Here is a 17880-nt window from a genome sequence, read left to right on the forward strand (position 1 = left end):
ATGAAGACCATCATTGCAGCAGCAACCGTCCTCGCCTCTCTCGCCACGTCCGCCTTCGCGCTCGAGCCGACCAACGGCCGTACCGTCTCCGGCGTACCCGAGGCGAGCTACCAAAAGGCTCCGGCCGACACCAGCATCTTCTACACCGGCTCCATCAGCAACCAGAGCCGCGACGAATACCGGACCATGAATGACCGCAGCGCGCCGTCGCTGGAACCCAGCCACGGCCACAACAACTGATCCCTCCCCGGTCTGAATTGGCCCACGGCCCCGGAGCGCAAGCTCCNTACCCGAGGCGAGCTACCAAAAGGCTCCGGCCGACACCAGCATCTTCTACACCGGCTCCATCAGCAACCAGAGCCGCGACGAATACCGGACCATGAATGACCGCAGCGCGCCGTCGCTGGAACCCAGCCACGGCCACAACAACTGATCCCTCCCCGGTCTGAATTGGCCCACGGCCCCGGAGCGCAAGCTCCGGGGCCCGATTGCATTGATAAGGCTTCTCACCAGTTTTGGGATTTGGCGGAAGAGTGTGTCCGCGCTATGGCTTGCTGGATCTCAATCCTCCACGGAGCACACCGATGCGGGCCTATATCTCTACATTGTTGATCGCCGGCGCTTTGGCCGCACTGCCGAGTATCGTCCTTGCGGCCGAAAACCGCTGTGGCTGGGTCCAAAACCCGACCCCCGGCAACTACTGGCTCGATGACCGCGACGGCACCTGGATCATTGCGACCCAAGGCTCTGAAACCGAGGCGCTCGGCATGGAGAACATGGGCGATATCTCCGCCGGGGACTACGTCAAGACCAACGGCTATTACGGCTATGCGTGCGGCTGCATGAAGGTCGAGACGGAACGCAATACCGATCCGCAGGACGCCTCGGCCGGCCGGATCACCGCGATCTACTCGTTCAAGCAGTTGAAGATCGCCAAGTGCCGGGCGGACAAGAGCCTGCCGAAGCCGGAATAATCCTCATTCGGCATAATTGACCGGAACCGCCTCGCCGGCCTTCAGCGTCTCCATCGATATGAAGGCGGAGACGTCGAAGAGTTCGATACGGCGCACCAGTCGCCTGTAGACGACGTCATATTGCTCGACCCGCGGAACGGCGATCTTCAGCAGGTAGTCGTAGCTGCCGGTCAGCCGATGCGCTTCGACGACCTCCGGGATGTCGCTGATCGCCCGGCGGAACGCCTCCGTCCAGTCCTCGGAATGATGCGAGGTCTTCACCAGCGCGAAGACGGTGGTCGGCACGCCGACCTTGTCACGGTCAAGAATCACCACCCGCCTTGCAATATATCCAGCCTCTTCCAGCCGCTGGATGCGGCGCGAGCAGGCCGAGGGCGAAAGCGCGACCAATTCGGCGAGCTGCGATACCTGTATCGCCGCGTCATGCTGCAGCGCATCCAAAATCTTCCGATCACGCTCGTCCAGCATCTCTCACTCTCCTCCAGGCTATATCGTGCACATGGCGCGCGTATTCCGCGTTCTTTGCGCAAAATCGATGCATAGATTAGCAGCCCGCATCGGAAGTTTGCAATCCGCTTGCTCCGCCTCGGACGGATAATCCCTGCAAACTCCAGCAAGGGAACCAGACCATGAAAACAATCGGTCTTATCGGCGGCATGAGCTTCGAAAGCTCGGCAGTCTACTATCGCCATATCAACGAGATGGTCCGCAGCCGACTCGGCGGCATCGCCTCGGCCGAAGTACTGATGCACTCGGTCAACTTCGCCGAAATCGTCGGCTATCAAAAGGCCGGCCGCTGGGATCTCGCCGAAAGCCGCTTGGGCGATTGCGCCCGCGGCCTCGAAGCGGCAGGCGCCGATTGCGTTCTGATCTGCACCAACACCATGCATCTCGTCGCGGACGCCGTCGCCGCGCGCGTCAATATTCCCCTTATCAACATCATCGACGAGACGGGCGCGGCGATCCGCGCCGAAGGCTTCAGGCGCCCGCTCCTGCTCGCCACCCACTACACCATGGAGCACGGCTTCTACACCGAGCGCATGCGCAAGCAGGGTCTCGATCCCATCGTGCCCGAAGAGGCAGACCGGCAGACCGTGCACGACGTCATCTTTGACGAACTGTGTGCCGGCAAGGTCATCGATGCCTCCCGCGAGGCTTATCTCGCGATCATCGACAAGGCGAAGGCGGCCGGCGCCGATTGCGTCATTCTCGGCTGCACCGAGATCTGCCTGTTGATCGACCCCAACCAACTCTCCCTGCCCGGCTTCGATTCCACCCGGATTCACGCGGCCGCTGCCGTCGAGTTTGCCTTGTCGGAGGTTCGACCCGGCGAGAAATTAGTTGCCTAAGTCAACTATTTAGTTGTCATTGTCTATTTTCTGCTTTATCCGGTATTCGAGGAGAAATCGATGCCGGACACCCGAGACCTGACGACCATCGACGCCGTGCGTGCCTTCAACCGGTTCTACACCGACCGCATCGGCATTCTGGACCGCGCCTATCTCAAGGCGAACTGCACCTCGATCCGGCCTATCTGAGCCGCATACTCAAGGCCTTCCGAACGAGGAAGCTGGTAGAGCAGACCCGTGACCCTGCCGATGGCCGCAGCCAGCTTCTGACGTTGACTGCCGACGGCATCGCCGAATACCGGCTCCTCGCGGAGCTTTCCCGCGACCAGCTCGCAACGATGCTGGAGGGCATCGGTCTCTCCGAGCGGGAGACGCTCATCACCGCGATGGCGACGGTCACCCGTCTGCTCGACACCGACAGGCGCCACGCCGCCCCGCCCGTGCTGCGGCCGCACCGGCCGGGCGATCTCGGCTGGATCGTGCAGTCGCAGGCGGAATTCTACACCCGCGAATTCGGCTGGAATGACCAGTTCGAGGCGCTCGTCAGCGACGTCGCCTCGAAATTCCTGGCGAACTTCGACGCGGCGAAGGAGCGCTGCTGGATTGCTGAGCGGAGCGGCGTCCGGATCGGCTCGGTGCTGGTGATGAACGGCGGCGACGACGTCGCCAAGCTGCGGCTGCTCTATATCGACGAAGCCGCTCGCGGGCTCGGGCTCGGACGCCTGCTGGTCGACCAATGCATCGAATTCGCGCGCCGCAGCGGCTATCGGCGCATGACGCTTTGGACGAACGACATCCTGCACGCGGCGAGGCACATCTACATCAAGGCCGGATTCAAGCTCGAGTCGGAGAGCCGCCACACGCTGTTCGGTCCGGAACTGAACGGCCAGACCTGGACGCTCGATCTCTAGCGCCGATGGACTTCAGACGCGCTTGACGTCGAACCGCCGCCGCGCCTCGCGCACCATGAGGGACGATCCGGCCGCCCGTCTCAGACCTTCTGGCCGCAGGCATGGCGGAAACGGCGCACCGTTTCCGCCATGCCGTATTCCAGCGCATCGGCCGTGAGCCCGTGACCGATCGAAACCTCCGCGAGTTGCGGGATGCGGCGGGCGAGCGGCGGCAGGTTCGCGACCGTCAGGTCGTGCCCCGCGTTGACGGCGAGACCGTGGGCGATCGCCGCATCGGCAGTGCGTCCGAGACGTTCGATCTCGTTGGCCGCACGCTCCGGGTCGTCGTAGCAGCCGCCATAGGGACCGGTATAGAGTTCCACCCGGTCTGCGCCCGTCTGCGCCGCAAGCGCCATGGCTTGCGCGTCGCCATCACCGTCGGCGAAGAGCGAAACGCGCATGCCCTTCCCCTTGAGGCGCGCCACGACAGTCTTCAGAAAATCCTGCTGCCCGGCGAAATCCCAGCCGTGGTCCGAGGTCGCCTGGCTCGGATCGTCCGGCACAAGCGTGACCTGCTCCGGCTCAGCCGCTTCGCAGAGCGCCAGGAACTCCTCTGTCGGATAGCCTTCGATGTTGAATTCGGCCTCGGGAAACTCGTCGTCGATCAGCGCCCGCAGCACCGGCAGATCGCTGAAGCGGATGTGACGCTGGTCCGGACGCGGATGGACGGTGAGCCCGCTCGCGCCGGCTGCAAGAGCAATGCGCCCGAAATGGGCGAGATCCGGCCAGGGCAGATCCCGGCGGTTTCGCAGCATCGCAATGGCATTCAGATTGACGGAAAGCTTGGCGGGCATCGGCGCGGTTCCATGAGGACGTGGGTCTTGCAGATCGTCATTTACGGCATCGCTCGAAAGAACGCCAACGACAAAAACATATGGCTTCATGTGAGGTCTTGATGGAAATCGACTGCGGTCGGTTGCAGCATCCACACCCATCCGCAATCCTGGATAGGCGCAAGTCGACCGGAGACCATCCATTCCGACCGGCCTGGTTGCAATCACCAAACTTGGGCACCTGTAGAGGTTTACAACCTCCGCAGGACGTCGTTAATCTGCACGTTTATTCAGGAAGCCCCGTGTCCAGACGCCTTGCGCCGCCGCGCCCGACAGGCCTGACGCGGTTGATCGAGGGTCCAGCAGGAAAGACGCAGCCGAGACGATGTAGACGCAAGAAAACGAGGGGAACATATATGGCTGAACGGTGGCAGGAGGGCCCGCTGCAGGGCGATCGGTCTCCGGTTTTTGAACGCGGCATTCCCGGCTACCTGCCGCAGATGCCGCTTCCGGGCAATATGCCGGCGGAGCCGGTCGCCATAGCCGACATGGCGAACATGTTCCGCATCACCCATCGCACGCTGCACTTCTACGAGGAGAAGGGCCTTATCAAGGCGGGTCGCGTCGGCCTGATGCGCGTCTACACCCATGCGGACATTGCGCGCATGGCGCTCATCAATGCGTGCCGCGAGATCGGCATGCCGATCGCCGTCATCCAGGAGCTGATGGAGGAACTCGCGACCGCCGCCTCGGAGGAGGAGGCGAGCGCGATATTTCAGCAAGCCCTCGTCGCCCGCAAGCGCGAACTCATTGCCGCGCTCTCCACCATCCGCCGGCAGATGCAGCAGATCATCGCCCTCCTCTCTCCCGACGGCGCGGGCGAACAGGCTTCCGGCGCCGACCTGCACGACGGCGTCGAACTTTCCGATCTGGAGCGGCGCTGCCTGGAACTGATCGCGGAGGGCTACACGCCGACGCGCATTGCCCGCACGCTCAACATGGCAGGCGAGGAAATCACGGCTACGGAGGCGGCGATCATCCGCAAATTCGACGCCAGCAATCGCTTCCAGGCAGTCGCAAAAGCCGTGCTGTCCGGGGTCATCGCCTCGTAGATCCCGCAGAGAGCGGCGCGCGGACAGGTTGTCGCATACTTGACAATTGTCGTACCTGACAACTTTGTAACACGACGACAGGTTCGACTCCGCCTATCACGGCTCCATCGCCAACAACGATGGACAACGACAATGCCTGCGCTTCTCTCCCGCTACGCCACGCCGCTCACCACCGGTCTCTTCCTGATATCGCTCGTCTCCGGCGTCGCCCTCTTCTTTCACTTCGGCACGAGCGCGTTCCGGGAGATGCACGAACTGCTGAGCATGGTGCTGGTCGCACCGTTCTTGCTGCACATCTGGCGAAACTGGCGTCCCTTCATGAGCTACTTCAAGCGGCCGCCGATGGCGATCGCGCTCGGCCTCTCGCTCGCCGCCGGGATCGCCTTCGCCTGGCCGGCGATGACCGGAGCGACGAGCGTCAGTCCGCAGGTGGCGATGATCGAACTGGTGGTCGGCGGCACGCCGAGCCAGATCGCGGCGCTCTACGGCCAGACCGAGGAAGCCTTCGTCGCGACACTCAAGGAAAAGGGTTTCGCCGCCGCCGAACCCGGCAAGCCGCTGACCGAGATCGCTACCGCCTCCGGCAAAACGGAACGCGACGTTGTGATGGCTCTGACCACGCTGAAACAGTAGAGGCGCCCGAAACGCTCACCGGACGATGGTGAGCGTTTCCGCCGCACGGGTGACGGCCGTATAGAGCCAGCGCTCGCGGGTATCGCGGAAGGCAAAACTCTCGTCGAAGAGAACGACGTTGTTCCACTGCGAACCCTGTGCCTTGTGCACCGTCAGCGCGTAGCCGTAATCGAATTCGTCGTAGCGCTTGCGGGTCGTCCAGGGAATTTCGGTCTCGATGTCCTCGAACGCCGCCTTCAGAAGCTTGATCTTGGCGGCACCCCGGTCCATGTCGTCGTCTTCGGGCCTGATCAGCAGGTTGATGCCGGGCTTCACCGTCTCCCGCGAGGACGTCATCACCTGCCAGAGAGAACCGTTGAGCAGCCCCTTGACCTGGTCGTTGCGCAGGCAGACGAGCTTGTCGCCCGCCTGCGGGTACTCGGCAGTAAAACCCTTCAGCTCCCGAAGCCGCTTGTTGTAGCGCCGCCGCGTGCGGTTGGTGCCGACCAGCACCTGATCGGCTTCGAGGACGAGATCCTGCGAGACCTCGTTCTTGGAAATCACCTTCGCAGTCCCATAGTTCCCGTGCATGATCTCCTTGCCCTCGCGAATGTGCATGGCAAGTTCGATGATCGGATTGTCCCGGGCCTGACGGTGGATTTCCGTCAGCAGGAAATCCGGCTCGTGATCGGTGAAGAAGCCGCCGCCCGATACAGGCGGCAGCTGGCCAGGGTCGCCGAGCACGAGGATCGGCGTTCCGAAGCTCATCAGGTCGCGGCCGAGCTGCTCGTCGACCATCGAGCATTCGTCGATGACGATCATCGCAGCCTTCGCGACCGGACTCTGACGATTGATGGCGAACATCGGCGAGATCGAAGTCTTGCCGGTCTCCTCGTCCTCGACCGCCTCCTCGCCGCGCGGCCGGTAGATCAGCGAATGGATGGTCTTCGCATTCGATGCACCGCGCGAGCGCAGCACCTGCGCCGCCTTGCCGGTGAATGCTGCGAACAGCACGTCGCCGTCGACGTGCTCGGCAAAATGCTTGGCAAGCGTCGTCTTGCCCGTGCCGGCATAGCCGAACAGGCGAAAGACGGGCTGCCTGCCCTCCTTCAGCCATTTCGAAACGGCCTTCAGGGCATCGTCCTGCTGGGGTGCGAACTGCATGCGCCGTGCTTGGCAGGATTCCCCCCCGTTGGCAAGCGCGACGGCGGCGATCCCGAAGACCGCCCCTCCGAGCCGTCTCCCTTCGCCGGATCGCGGCACCCCTTCCCCTGCCGGAAAGCTCTGCCGACCTTTTTTTCGTCAGGCCGGGAATAAAACCCGCCGCTCGGGTGTCTTAGACATCAGGCACGACCGATCGGGACGTGCCGGGCAACACTTCGGAGGTTCCGCCATGAAATCCCGTCTTCTTCTCTCTCTCGCCATCGTCGCGCTCGCCGGTCCGGCCCTTGCGCAGGCGCCGGTCAAGACCGTCAAGACCGACAAGGGCGAGGTCGTCGCCGGCGACAACGGCATGACGCTCTACACCTTCCGCAACGACCAGAACGGCGTATCGAACTGCTATGACGACTGCGCCAGGAACTGGCCGCCTTTCCTCGCCGCTTCCGGTGCCAAGGCCGAAGGTGCATATTCGCTGGTGACCCGCAAGGATGGCGCAATGCAGTGGGCGAAGGACGGCATGCCGCTCTACTTCTGGGCCAAGGACCAAAAGGAAGGCGATGCCACCGGCGACGGCGTGAAAGGCGTATGGGATGCCGCAAGGCCCTGACAGGGAGAAGGCGAAGCCGGGCAGCACAAGCCCCGGCTCCGGACTTTTCGAAGAAGACATGCTTGCGCTGCTGCCGGGCCTGCGGCGCTATTCGCGCAGCCTCACACATTCGGATCCCGACGGCGAGGACCTGCTGCAAGACTGCGTGGAGACGGCACTCGCCAAGCGCAGGACGTGGCGTGGCGGCAGCCTGAAGGCGTGGGTTTACACGATCATGACGAACCTGCACCACAATCGTGGCCGCAGTGCCCGCCGCTTTCCCGCCGTCGACATCGGCGAGGCAGACCACCTCGAAGCGCCGGCGACGGCGGCGGACCCGCTCGAGCGCGATCGCCTGCATGCAGCCCTAGACGGGCTTGCCCCGGAATATCGCTCGGTTCTCATGCTGGTAGTCGTCGAAGGCTACGCCTATCAGGAGGTCGCCGGCTTGCTCGGAGTTCCAATCGGGACCGTGATGTCGCGCCTCTCCCGTGCGCGTGAACGGCTGCGGCTGGTGCTCACCCAACAGAATATCGTTACGCTCCGGAGACCAAAGTAATGCCCGAACCCGGCTCCATCGACGAAAAAGACCTGCACGCCTATGTCGACGGACAGCTCGACGACGCGCGTCGAAGCGAGGTCGAAGCCTGGCTCGAGGCACATCCGGAAGACGCCGCCATGGTCGCCGACTGGCAGGCCCAGAACGACGACATCCGTGCGCTCTTCGCCGGCCATGCCCGCAGCGACCCGCGCGATCCGGAACTCCTGCTGACGCCGCAGCCGAAGGCAGCGCGACGGTTACGCCGCCTCCCCTTCCGGCAGATGGCCGCATCCCTGGTCCTTCTCGGCGCCGGTATCGCCATCGGGCAGGCGATGCCCTCTCTTCTGGAAAGGACGCCCCTTCTGCCCCAGACGGTCGCCGCCTTGCCGCAGGAGGCTCGATCCGCCTTCCTCATCTATGCGAGCGATGTCCGCCATCCGGTGGAGGTCGGCGCCGACGAACAGGAGCATCTTGCCGCCTGGCTCAGCAAGCGGCTCGATTATCCGTTCAGCATTCCCGACCTTTCGCGGTTCGGATACCGCCTGGTCGGCGGCCGGCTGGTACCTGTCGGCGGGAAGGCCGGCGCCATGCTGATGTACGAGGACGCCGGCGGCGAACGCATCACGGTGCTTGCCGGGCGCAACGACGCCAACCGCGCGACGAGCTTCCGCTATGCAACCGAAGGCACCATCGAAACGTTCTACTGGATCGACGGACCGGTCGGCTATGCACTGAGCGGCGAGATCTCGCGCGAACGGCTCCGAGAGATCGCCGAGGAATGTTACCGGCAGTTCGAGGGATGATCGGCCCAGCTCTGGTCTGACGGCGTGGGCATCGCCTGCGGCTTCCCCGCCTTCTTCGCCGTCCTCGCGATCATCTGGCTGATGCTTGCCAGACCGTCGATCGCGTTATTCTAGCATCGGCCACAGGCTTGCGACCAGCAGCACCGCCATGGTGATGTTGAACCATTTGAGCCTGACGGGATCGGACAACCAGCCCTTGAGCACCGAGCCGAACCCGACCCAGGCGGCCGTGCAGAAGATGCCGACCGACATGAAGGCGAGAAAGATCAGGGCGGAGTCGCGGACGTAGGAATTCGGGCTCTGATAGGCCGCGACCGCGCCGGCCGCCATGACCCAGGCCTTGGGGTTGACGAACTGGAAGAGAGCCGCCTGAACGAAACTGAAGGGACGCGCCTCGCCGGCCGCCTCCCCCATCTGCCGCGTCGTGGCGATGTGCCACGCCATCCAGAGAAGATAGCCGCCACCCACCACCTTGAGGGCTAGATAGAGCCGCGGTTCGGCCGACAGGATCGTCCCGACACCGAGACCGACGGCAAGGATCAGCGCCCCGAAGCCGAGCTCTATCCCGAGAATATGCGGAACCGTGCGCCGGAAACCGAAATTCACGCCCGAGGCGAGCAGCATCATGTTGTTCGGCCCCGGCGTGATCGAGGTCGAGAAGGCAAACAGCGTCAGCGCGATCAGCATTTCCGAGGTCATGACCGTCCTGTCTGGAAACTTGTTTTTGGTCAGGTCAACATAGTCGACGCGATCGGCCGGTCCAGCGCGGAATTGTTGCAGTGACACGCGAACAAGAGCCAAACCGGACTGTGCCGCCGGCTTGTCGGTCCGACGTCGCCTGCTATGCTCACCTGACGAATGCCAGAAGGAAGAAGCAATGCATGATCCCATCCCGACCGTCACCCTGTCCGGCGGCGTCGCCGTTCCCGCGCTGGGACTCGGCACCTGGCAGATGGGCGAGGTAAAGGCCCGGGCCGGGGAGGAGATCGACAGCCTGCGGCTCGGTCTCGATCTCGGCATGACGCTGATCGATACGGCCGAGATGTATGGCGAGGGCGGCGCCGAGCATGTCGTAGGCAAAGCCCTAGAAGACCGTCGCGACGAGACATTTCTGGTCAGCAAGGTCTATCCGTGGAACGCCAGCCGTTCCGGCACCATCGCAGCCTGCGAGAACAGTCTGAAGCGCCTGAAGACCGATCGTCTCGACCTCTATCTCCTGCACTGGCGCGGCGAGCATCCGCTCTCCAACACCGTCGCCGCATTCGAAGAGCTGAAGGCTGCCGGCAAGATCGGCGCCTGGGGCGTGTCGAACTTCGACGTCGCCGACATGGAAGAGCTTTTCGCCCTGCCGGACGGCACCAATTGTGCGGCCAACCAGGTGCTCTACAATCTCGGCCAACGCGGCATCGAATATGATCTGCTGCCGTGGTGCCGGGCCCGCGGCGTGGCGGTCATGGCTTATTCGCCGATCGAGCAAGGCCGGCTCGCCCATCATCCAGAGCTGATCCACATCGCCAAGGCCTATCAGGCGACACCCGCACAGGTCGCCCTCGCCTTTCTTCTGAGGCGCGAAGGCGTGATTGCCATCCCGAAATCAGCGAACCTCCGCCGCGTGCGCGAAAACCGCGACGCCGTCGATCTCCACTTGACCGAGGACGACTGGGCGACCCTCGACGTGGTATTCCCTCCGCCTGAGCGCAAGATGCCGCTTGCGATGATCTGAGCGAAGCCCGAAAGCACGACGCTCCGCCGTGGCAAGGCCAACCGGCAAGCCTTGCGACAAGAATTGCCGAATTAGCTTGTTAACTAATTGCCATACATTCACCGCACAACGCCGGAGGGGATTGCCTGACGAGGTAATTCCGGAAATATCTGCACCGACGCAAAACAGGGCGACGGGATATGCAGAAGCGCAGCAAGAAGACGGCAGCAACCGGTAGGAACGAAAAGCTGGAGCAGAAGATCTTTCAGGCGCTGACGGCGGCACCGCGCCGGGCCATCCTGAGGCATCTCGCCGCCTCCAGCCTGACTGCCGGCGAGATCGCGTCCCGCTTCTCCATGGCCAAGCCGTCAATCTCGCAACACCTTGCAATCCTCGAGGGCGCCGGTCTCGTCTCACGGGAAAAGCGCGGCCAGTTCGTCCACTACACGCTGGCCCCGAAGGTGCTGGAACCATGCCTTGCGGGATTCCTGCAAGACCTCGGCGTGACCGGGAGCACGACGCCGGCGTTACCCGAGGACGAGAAGCAGACCGAACCGCGCGCGAAAAACACCGCGAGATCCGCTTCGACGGAAAAGACTGTGACGACAGAGCCCGCCGACATGGATGCTGGAAACGTGGAGAAGCCCGCGCCCGCCCAGATGTCGATGTTTTGAGGCGACCTCCCCCCAAGCCTTCCTTGGCAAGCGCCAAAAGCAAAACGGGCGGCACCAGGCCGCCCGTTCAGTCCGTAGGCAGGAATTGCCTTACATCCCCTGCGAACCGCGGTTCATCGCGGCAATGCCCGTTCGGCAGATCTCGTTCAGCCCGAGCGGCTTCATGATCGCCACGAACTGATCGATCTTGGAAGACTTGCCGGTGATCTCGAAGATGAAGTGATCGACGGTCGCATCCACCACCTTCGCCTGGAAGGCGTCGGCAAGGCGAAGGGTCTCCGCGCGCATTTCGCCGGAACCGGTGACCTTCACGAGAGCCACTTCACGCTCGATCGGCCGTTCCTGGCCAAGCTCGCGAGCACGCACCGTCAGGTCCACCACCCGGTGGACCGGAACGATGCGCTCGAGCTGCGTCTTGATCTGCTCGAGCACGCTCGGCGTCCCGCGGGTGACGATGGTGATCCGCGAGAGGTGTGCCTCGTGCTCGGTTTCGGAGACGGTGAGGCTTTCGATGTTGTAGCCGCGACCGGAGAAAAGGCCGATGACCCGGGCAAGGACGCCCGGCTCGTTGTCGACGAGCACCGAGAGCGTATGGCTTTCGACGCTCGCCGTTTCCGGGGCGATGAAGTAGGCGGAGCCCGTGGGCTGAAGGTGTGCGTTCATTGTAAACCCCTTGAAATCAAACGAGCTGGCGGCCCTTGGCGTCGATGGCGTTGGCGACCGCCTCGTCGGTGGCCTCGTCTGGCAGCAGCATTTCGTTGTGCGCCTTCCCGGACGGGATCATCGGGAAGCAGTTGGCGAGGTTGGCGACTCGGCAGTCGAAGATCACCGGCTTCTTGACGTTGATCATTTCCAGGATGGCGGCATCCAGATCGCCCGGCTTTTCGCAGCGCAGGCCGACGGCACCATAGGCCTCGGCGAGCTTCACGAAGTCCGGCATCGCCTCGGTGTAGGAATGCGACAGGCGGTTGCCGTGCAGGAGCTGCTGCCACTGGCGGACCATGCCCATGTACTGGTTGTTGAGGATGAAGATCTTGACCGGCGCCTCGTACTGAACGGCGCACGACATCTCCTGGATGCACATCTGGATCGAGGCGTCGCCGGCAATGTCGATGATGAGGCTTTCGGGATGGGCGATCTGCACACCGATCGCCGCCGGGAAGCCGTAACCCATGGTGCCGAGGCCGCCCGAAGTCATCCAGCGATTCGGCTCCTCAAAGCCGAAGAACTGTGCCGCCCACATCTGGTGCTGGCCGACTTCGGTGGTGATGTAAGTGTCACGATCCTGGGTGAGAGCCGCGAGCCGCTCTATCGCGTATTGCGGCATGATAACGTCGCTCGACGGCGTGTAGGCGAAGCTGTTGCGGGCCCGCCAGCGGGCGATGCTGTCGCGCCATTCCGCCGTCTGGCCGGCATCCGGCTTCTTCGGAAGCGCCCGCCAGAGGCGGACCATGTCTTCCAGCACATGCCCGACATCGCCGGCAATCGGAATGTCGACCCGGACGTTCTTGTTGATGTTCGACGGATCGATGTCGATGTGGATCTTCTTCGAATTCGGCGAGAAGGCGTTGAGACGGCCGGTGATGCGGTCGTCGAAACGGGCGCCGATGCACACCATGACGTCGCAGTCGTGCATCGCCATGTTGGCCTCGTAGGAACCGTGCATACCGAGCATGCCAAGCCAGTTCTTGCCCGAGGCCGGATAGGCGCCGAGCCCCATCAGGGTGGAGGTGATCGGAAAATCGGTGAGAGAGACCAGTTCGCGCAGCAGTTTCGAAGCTTCCGGACCGGAATTGATGACGCCGCCGCCGCTGTAGATGATCGGGCGTCGGGCGCTCGCCATCAGTTCGACCGCCGCCTGGATCGCGCGGGCGTCGCCCTGAACCTTCGGCTGGTAGCTCTTCTGAATTCTGTGCGCTTCCGGCGGCGTATAGGTGCCGGTCGCGAACTGCACATCCTTCGGAATATCGACGACGACCGGACCCGGACGGCCGGTTCTGGCGATACGGAAGGCCTCATGGATGATGCGGGCGAGATCGTTGACGTCCTTGACCAGCCAGTTGTGCTTGGTGCACGGCCGGGTGATCCCGACGGTGTCGCATTCCTGGAAGGCGTCGGAGCCGATGAGGGGCGTCGGAACCTGTCCCGAAATGCAGACGATCGGAATCGAGTCCATCAGCGCGTCCTGCAGCGGCGTAACGGCGTTGGTCGCGCCGGGGCCGGAGGTCACGAGCATGACGCCGACCTTGCCGGTCGAGCGGGCATAGCCTTCGGCCGCGTGGCCGGCGCCCTGCTCGTGGCGGACGAGGATGTGCTGGATATCGTCCTGCTGGAAGATCTCGTCGTAGATCGGAAGCACGGCGCCGCCCGGATAACCGAAGATGTGCTCAACCCCGTTGTCCTTCAGCGCCCTTATGACGATCTCCGCGCCGGTCATCTGATTGTCTGTACCCGTCATGCCTGTTTCCGTTTGCCTTCTGGATTTCTTGTCAGGGCTTTCACCCGGTTCTGGCCATAAAAAAAGGCCCCTTGAGGAGCCTGTCATCTAGCGCATGGGTGGCTGTCGCCGGATGGTTACACCATCCTGCCCATGCGCTTTCCCACCACAATAAGAACTGCCGAAATAGTCATGGTTGAAAGTGATAGACAGAAATTCAGACCCCGTCAACGCGCATTCGCCGCAAAAAACACCGTTGCGCTCGGAGGGACGGTACCCTTGCAGCCGCAAAGCCCCTACACGGCTTATTAAACCTCTCTTGCTACAAGCTGTTGTAGCAGGGAGTTTATTATTGCGTAACAATGACCTCCACACGTCGGGCACGGCCGGCGAACAGGACCGCCGCGACCAGTTGCGACCCGGCAACCGCATGCTGGGGCGCGTTGTCGCATGCAACGGATCGCGCGCCACCGTCGCCGCCGTTGCAGAGGCCGGAGGTACCGAGCTCAGCGAACTCTGGTCGGTCGGCCGCCTGATCTCTATTTCCGTCGGCGGCAATCGCGTCGTCGCTCTCGTCTACTCCATGCAAACAGACACCAAGGCGTGGGGCGAAAACCTCGACAACACCTTCCTGATCGAGGTCGAGCTTCTCGGCGAGGTGCATGTCGGCATGAACGGCCGCGAGGAATTCTCGACCGGCATCTCGCGCTACCCCTATCTCGGGGCGATCGCCCACCGCATCCGCACCGCCGACCTCTCGCGCATCTACGACAGCGGCCAAAATGATGTCTGCGTGATCGGCAAGCTCACGCAGGACGAGAGCATCGACGCGACGATCCATGTCCCCTCGATGCTGTCGAAGCACTTCGCCGTGGTCGGTTCGACCGGCGTCGGCAAGTCGACCGCCGTCTCGCTGCTTCTGCGCCAGGCGATCAAGGCGGACCCGAAGCTGCGCGTGCTGATCCTCGATCCGCACAACGAATTCGCCGCCGCCTTCCCCGAGCACGCCGTCGTCATCGATACGGAAACGCTCGACCTTCCCTTCTGGCTGATGAAACTCGAGGAGTTTGCCGAGGTCATCTTCCGCGGGCGCCCGCCGGTGCCCGACGAGCTCGACATCCTGCGCGACCTCATGCCGGAGGCCAAGCGTGCCTTCCGCGGCAGCGATAACGGGCTGATGCGCCGCACCAACGAGAAGAGCTCGATCACCGCCGATACGCCGGTACCCTATCGCATCGCCGACCTTCTGGCACTGATCGACGAACGCATCGGACGGCTCGAAGGCCGGGGCGAGAAGCCCTTCCTGCGGTCCTTGAAGATGCGGATCATGTCGGCGATCAACGATCCGCGCTACCACTTCATGTTCTCCAACAACACGATCAACGACACGATCCTGGAGACCATCGGACACATTTTCCGCATCCCCGGCGAAGACCGGCCGATCTCGACCTTCCAGCTCGCCGGCATCCCCTCAGAGGTGGTGAACTCGGTCGCCTCGGTGCTCTGCCGCATGGCCTTCGAACTGGCGCTCTGGTCGAACGGCGCCGTCCACATGCTCGTCGTCTGCGAGGAAGCCCACCGCTACGTGCCTTCCGATCCCAATCTCGGCTTCTTCCCGACGCGTCAGGCGATCGCCCGTATCGCCAAGGAAGGCCGCAAGTACGGCTGCTCGCTCGGCATCATCACGCAGCGTCCGGGCGAGCTCGACCAGACCATTCTCTCGCAGTGCTCGACGCTGTTTGCGATGCGGCTCTCCAACGACCGCGACCAGGAGATCATTCGTTCGGCCATTCCGGACTCGTCGATCTCCACCACCAGCTTCATCTCCTCGATCGGCAACGGCGAAGCGATCGCCTTCGGCGAAGCGATCGCGGTGCCCATGCGTATGCGCTTCACCCGCGTCGAGCAGAACCACCTGCCGAAGGCGAACGGGGTAACCGTCAAGGGCTCCGACGAGACCCCGGATACGGTCGACCTGCGCAATGTCGTCAGCCGTATGCGCGCCGTTTCCGGACCGGACATCTCCGCCTTCCAGCGCAGTTATGAGGCGGCCGAACAGCCGGCGTTCGTTGACGACCTGCCCGCACACGGTGGCGATCCCTTCGCAGCCTCCACTCCCTCCATGCTGCAGGACACGCTTTCGATCGAGCCCTATCGTCCCGACATGCTGCCGATGGGGAACACGGCGAGCGAAGAGATGCAACCGCAGCGGCAAAGATCCGACCTTTACGAGCCGGCGCCCCGCCACGAATACGAATCCCGCCTTCAGCCCGCCGATAGAGCGATCGATCCGCGACCAACGACACCGACATTGCGTCGCGAGCCCGGCCTGTCGCTTCGCGAGAGCATCCTGAAGAAGCCTCTCTCCAGCCTCTACCGCAAGGACTGAGACCCGGCCGGAAACCGACAGCCGCCCCTCAGTGCGTCCGTTCCCAGCTCTCGTCCATCTGGTTGCGGAACCAGGTCATCTGACGCTTGGCATATTGCCGGGTCGCGGCTGAGGCCTTTTCGGTGACCTCCTCGCGGCTCATCTCGCCTTTCAGCATAGCGACAATCTGTGACACGCCGATCGCCTTCATCACCGGCATTTCCGGCGGCAGGTCGAGCGCCAGCAGCGCCTCGACCTCCTCGACCGCCCCACTTTCGAGCATCGTCGCGAAGCGCCGGTCGATGCGCGCATAGAGGACATCCCGCTCCGGCAACACGATGAGCTTCTGCGCTCGCGCCGGGTCGACGATCACCGGCCCCGCTTTGCCCTGGAACTCGGAAATCGACCGGCCGGTCGCCGTCACCACCTCGAGTGCCCGGAGAATCCTCTGCCCGTCCTGCGGATTGAGCCGCGCCGCCGTCGCCGGATCGTCACGTTCGAGCGAGGCGTGCAGGGCGGCCGTCCCCTCCTCCGCCAGGCGGCGGCGCAAGTCCTCCCGAATTTCAGCGGGAACCGGCGGCATGTCGGAAAGCCCGCCGGTCAGCGCCTTGAAGTAGAGACCCGTCCCGCCGACGATCACCGGAAGCGTTCCCTCGGCCTTGAGACGCCGGAGCAGTTCGCTGACCTCCCTCAGCCAGTCGCCGGTCGAGTAGGCCGCCCCCGCCGACACATGTCCGTAGAGGTGATGCGGGACGCCCTCCATCTCCTCCTCCGAAGGCCGCGCCGTCAAAAGCCGCAGCGTGTCGTAGACCTGCATGCTGTCGGCATTGACGACCACGCCGCCGTGGCGTTTCGCAAGCGCAAGCGCCAGCGCGGACTTGCCGCTGGCGGTCGGCCCGGTTATCAGGATCGCGTCGATATCGTCCACAGGGTTCCTCATCATGGCCTTCGTTGCCACGCTTCTTGCCAATCCGTCAAATCCCGCCGTCACCCCGGCCCTCGCCGAGAAAGCTGCGGAAGCGGTCGGCGCCTCCGGCCTCTACTGGCTCGCCGACGGCGCCGCTTGCGACATCGTGCTGAAGGACGGCAGCGATCCGGTCGAGGCGAATGTCGACATACGGGCGATCCTCGATACGGCCCCGGTCGACCTCGCGATCCAGGATGCCGACCACCGGCGCAAGAAGTTCCTGATCGCCGACATGGATTCGACGATGATCGGCCAGGAATGCATCGACGAGCTCGCCGCCGAAGTCGGATTGAAGGACAAGGTCGCGCAGATCACCGCCCGTGCCATGAACGGCGAGATCGCCTTCGAACCGGCGCTGCGCGAACGCGTGGCCCTCCTGAAAGGCCTGCCCATCTCCGTCGTCGACGAGGTGATCGAAAAGCGCATCACGCTGACCGCAGGTGGACCGGAACTGATTGCCACCATGAAGGCCCGCGGCGGCCACACCGCGCTCGTCTCCGGCGGCTTTACCGTCTTCACCAACCGCATCGCCGACCGCCTCGGCTTTCACGAGAACCGCGCCAATATCCTGCTCGAGAAGGACGGCTACCTGACCGGCGAAGTGGCCGAGCCGATCCTCGGCAAGCAGGCCAAGGTCGATGCGCTGACCGAAATCTGCGAGCGGCTCGGAATCACCCCGCACGACGTGATCGCCGTCGGCGACGGTGCCAATGACCTCGCCATGCTCGGCCTCGCCGGCAGCGGCGTCGCGCTGCATGCAAAGCCCGCGGTGGCGGCCCAGGCGAAGATCCGCCTCGACCACTGCGATCTCACCGCCCTTCTCTATCTGCAGGGCTATCGCAAGACCGACTTCATTTTCCCCTGACCGTCC

Annotated in this window: 19 protein-coding genes and 2 pseudogenes; 14 read left to right on the top strand and 7 right to left on the bottom strand. The window is 63.5% G+C overall.

Annotated features, from left to right (window positions below; genetic code table 11):
• Both ACM6UT_RS08795 and ACM6UT_RS08800 read left to right on the top strand, forming a co-directional pair.
• Positions 1 to 240 (top strand): hypothetical protein, encoded by a 240-nt coding sequence (locus ACM6UT_RS08795; RefSeq protein ID WP_416796964.1) that lies wholly within the window; start codon positions 1 to 3, stop codon positions 238 to 240.
• Between the two features lie 344 nt (positions 241 to 584).
• Positions 585 to 974 (top strand): DUF4087 domain-containing protein, encoded by a 390-nt coding sequence (locus tag ACM6UT_RS08800; RefSeq protein ID WP_416796965.1) that lies wholly within the window; start codon positions 585 to 587, stop codon positions 972 to 974.
• 3 nt (positions 975 to 977) lie between these two features.
• Here ACM6UT_RS08800 and ACM6UT_RS08805 read toward each other — a convergent pair whose 3' ends face one another.
• Positions 978 to 1442 (bottom strand): Lrp/AsnC family transcriptional regulator, encoded by a 465-nt coding sequence (locus ACM6UT_RS08805; RefSeq protein WP_416796966.1) that lies wholly within the window; start codon positions 1440 to 1442, stop codon positions 978 to 980.
• Between the two features lie 161 nt (positions 1443 to 1603).
• Between ACM6UT_RS08805 and ACM6UT_RS08810 the strand changes: the two genes are divergently transcribed.
• Together ACM6UT_RS08810 and ACM6UT_RS08815 are read left to right on the top strand one after the other, a co-directional pair.
• The gene (locus ACM6UT_RS08810; RefSeq protein WP_416796967.1) at positions 1604 to 2323 is read left to right on the top strand and encodes an aspartate/glutamate racemase family protein; all 720 of its coding nucleotides are present in this window, start codon (positions 1604 to 1606) and stop codon (positions 2321 to 2323) included.
• A 60-nt stretch (positions 2324 to 2383) separates the two neighbouring features.
• Positions 2384 to 3234 (top strand): annotated as a pseudogene (locus tag ACM6UT_RS08815) (bifunctional helix-turn-helix transcriptional regulator/GNAT family N-acetyltransferase).
• Positions 3235 to 3314: 80 nt separating this feature from the next.
• Here the strand turns inward: ACM6UT_RS08815 and ACM6UT_RS08820 are convergent.
• A complete protein-coding gene (locus ACM6UT_RS08820; RefSeq protein ID WP_416796968.1) occupies positions 3315 to 4067 on the bottom strand; it encodes a pyridoxine 5'-phosphate synthase in 753 nt (250 codons plus the stop codon).
• 395 nt (positions 4068 to 4462) lie between these two features.
• On the opposite strand from ACM6UT_RS08820, the gene ACM6UT_RS08825 reads away from it, so the two are divergent.
• Positions 4463 to 5158: a MerR family transcriptional regulator gene (locus ACM6UT_RS08825; protein ID WP_416796969.1), complete on the top strand. Its 696-nt coding sequence runs from the start codon at positions 4463 to 4465 to the stop codon at positions 5156 to 5158.
• Between the two features lie 132 nt (positions 5159 to 5290).
• The gene (locus ACM6UT_RS08830) at positions 5291 to 5791 is read left to right on the top strand and encodes a DUF4405 domain-containing protein (RefSeq protein ID WP_416796971.1); all 501 of its coding nucleotides are present in this window, start codon (positions 5291 to 5293) and stop codon (positions 5789 to 5791) included.
• Positions 5792 to 5806: 15 nt separating this feature from the next.
• Here the strand turns inward: ACM6UT_RS08830 and ACM6UT_RS08835 are convergent, their stop codons facing one another.
• Entirely contained in the window at positions 5807 to 6934 is a 1128-nt protein-coding gene (locus ACM6UT_RS08835; protein ID WP_416796972.1) for an ATP-dependent DNA helicase, read from the bottom strand.
• A gap of 229 nt (positions 6935 to 7163) precedes the next feature.
• On the opposite strand from ACM6UT_RS08835, the gene ACM6UT_RS08840 reads away from it, so the two are divergent.
• From ACM6UT_RS08840 to ACM6UT_RS08855, 4 genes and pseudogenes are all read left to right on the top strand, one after another.
• Positions 7164 to 7538, top strand: a complete 375-nt coding sequence (locus ACM6UT_RS08840) for a COG4315 family predicted lipoprotein (protein ID WP_416796973.1) — start codon at positions 7164 to 7166, stop codon at positions 7536 to 7538.
• On the top strand, positions 7522 to 8076 hold the full coding sequence (locus ACM6UT_RS08845) for an RNA polymerase sigma factor (RefSeq protein ID WP_416796974.1): 555 nt from the start codon (positions 7522 to 7524) through the stop codon (positions 8074 to 8076). The genes ACM6UT_RS08840 and ACM6UT_RS08845 overlap by 17 nt, the downstream gene beginning before the upstream one ends.
• Complete coding sequence (locus ACM6UT_RS08850; RefSeq protein ID WP_416796975.1) at positions 8076 to 8861, top strand: anti-sigma factor family protein; 786 nt, start codon at positions 8076 to 8078, stop codon at positions 8859 to 8861. The genes ACM6UT_RS08845 and ACM6UT_RS08850 overlap by 1 nt, the downstream gene beginning before the upstream one ends.
• Before the next feature lie 24 nt (positions 8862 to 8885).
• Positions 8886 to 8975, top strand: a pseudogene (locus ACM6UT_RS08855) (DUF2269 family protein); the annotation flags it as partial.
• On the opposite strand, the gene ACM6UT_RS08860 reads toward ACM6UT_RS08855, so the two are convergent.
• Positions 8967 to 9560, bottom strand: a complete 594-nt coding sequence (locus ACM6UT_RS08860) for a LysE family translocator (protein ID WP_416796976.1) — start codon at positions 9558 to 9560, stop codon at positions 8967 to 8969. The pseudogene ACM6UT_RS08855 and the gene ACM6UT_RS08860 overlap by 9 nt on opposite strands.
• Positions 9561 to 9738: 178 nt before the next feature.
• On the opposite strand from ACM6UT_RS08860, the gene ACM6UT_RS08865 reads away from it, so the two are divergent.
• Positions 9739 to 10584 (top strand): aldo/keto reductase, encoded by an 846-nt coding sequence (locus ACM6UT_RS08865; RefSeq protein ID WP_416796978.1) that lies wholly within the window; start codon positions 9739 to 9741, stop codon positions 10582 to 10584.
• Between the two features lie 179 nt (positions 10585 to 10763).
• Complete coding sequence (locus tag ACM6UT_RS08870; RefSeq protein WP_416796979.1) at positions 10764 to 11237, top strand: metalloregulator ArsR/SmtB family transcription factor; 474 nt, start codon at positions 10764 to 10766, stop codon at positions 11235 to 11237.
• Between the two features lie 90 nt (positions 11238 to 11327).
• Here ACM6UT_RS08870 and ilvN read toward each other — a convergent pair whose 3' ends face one another.
• Entirely contained in the window at positions 11328 to 11900 is a 573-nt protein-coding gene (gene ilvN / locus ACM6UT_RS08875; protein WP_112688176.1) for an acetolactate synthase small subunit, read from the bottom strand.
• A gap of 16 nt (positions 11901 to 11916) precedes the next feature.
• On the bottom strand, positions 11917 to 13695 hold the full coding sequence (locus ACM6UT_RS08880; RefSeq protein WP_416796980.1) for an acetolactate synthase 3 large subunit: 1779 nt from the start codon (positions 13693 to 13695) through the stop codon (positions 11917 to 11919).
• A gap of 331 nt (positions 13696 to 14026) precedes the next feature.
• On the opposite strand from ACM6UT_RS08880, the gene ACM6UT_RS08885 reads away from it, so the two are divergent.
• Positions 14027 to 16063, top strand: coding sequence for an ATP-binding protein (locus tag ACM6UT_RS08885; RefSeq protein WP_416796981.1), 2037 nt, complete (start codon positions 14027 to 14029; stop codon positions 16061 to 16063).
• 28 nt (positions 16064 to 16091) lie between these two features.
• Here the strand turns inward: ACM6UT_RS08885 and miaA are convergent, their stop codons facing one another.
• Positions 16092 to 16985 (bottom strand): tRNA (adenosine(37)-N6)-dimethylallyltransferase MiaA, encoded by an 894-nt coding sequence (gene miaA, locus ACM6UT_RS08890; protein ID WP_416796982.1) that lies wholly within the window; start codon positions 16983 to 16985, stop codon positions 16092 to 16094.
• Between miaA and serB the strand changes: the two genes are divergently transcribed.
• A complete protein-coding gene (serB, locus tag ACM6UT_RS08895; RefSeq protein ID WP_416796984.1) occupies positions 16984 to 17874 on the top strand; it encodes a phosphoserine phosphatase SerB in 891 nt (296 codons plus the stop codon). The genes miaA and serB overlap by 2 nt on opposite strands.
• Positions 17875 to 17880 lie beyond the last annotated feature (6 nt).

It is taken from the genome of Ciceribacter azotifigens, from assembly GCF_048159625.1.
In the GTDB taxonomy this organism is placed as follows: domain Bacteria; phylum Pseudomonadota; class Alphaproteobacteria; order Rhizobiales; family Rhizobiaceae; genus Allorhizobium; species Allorhizobium azotifigens.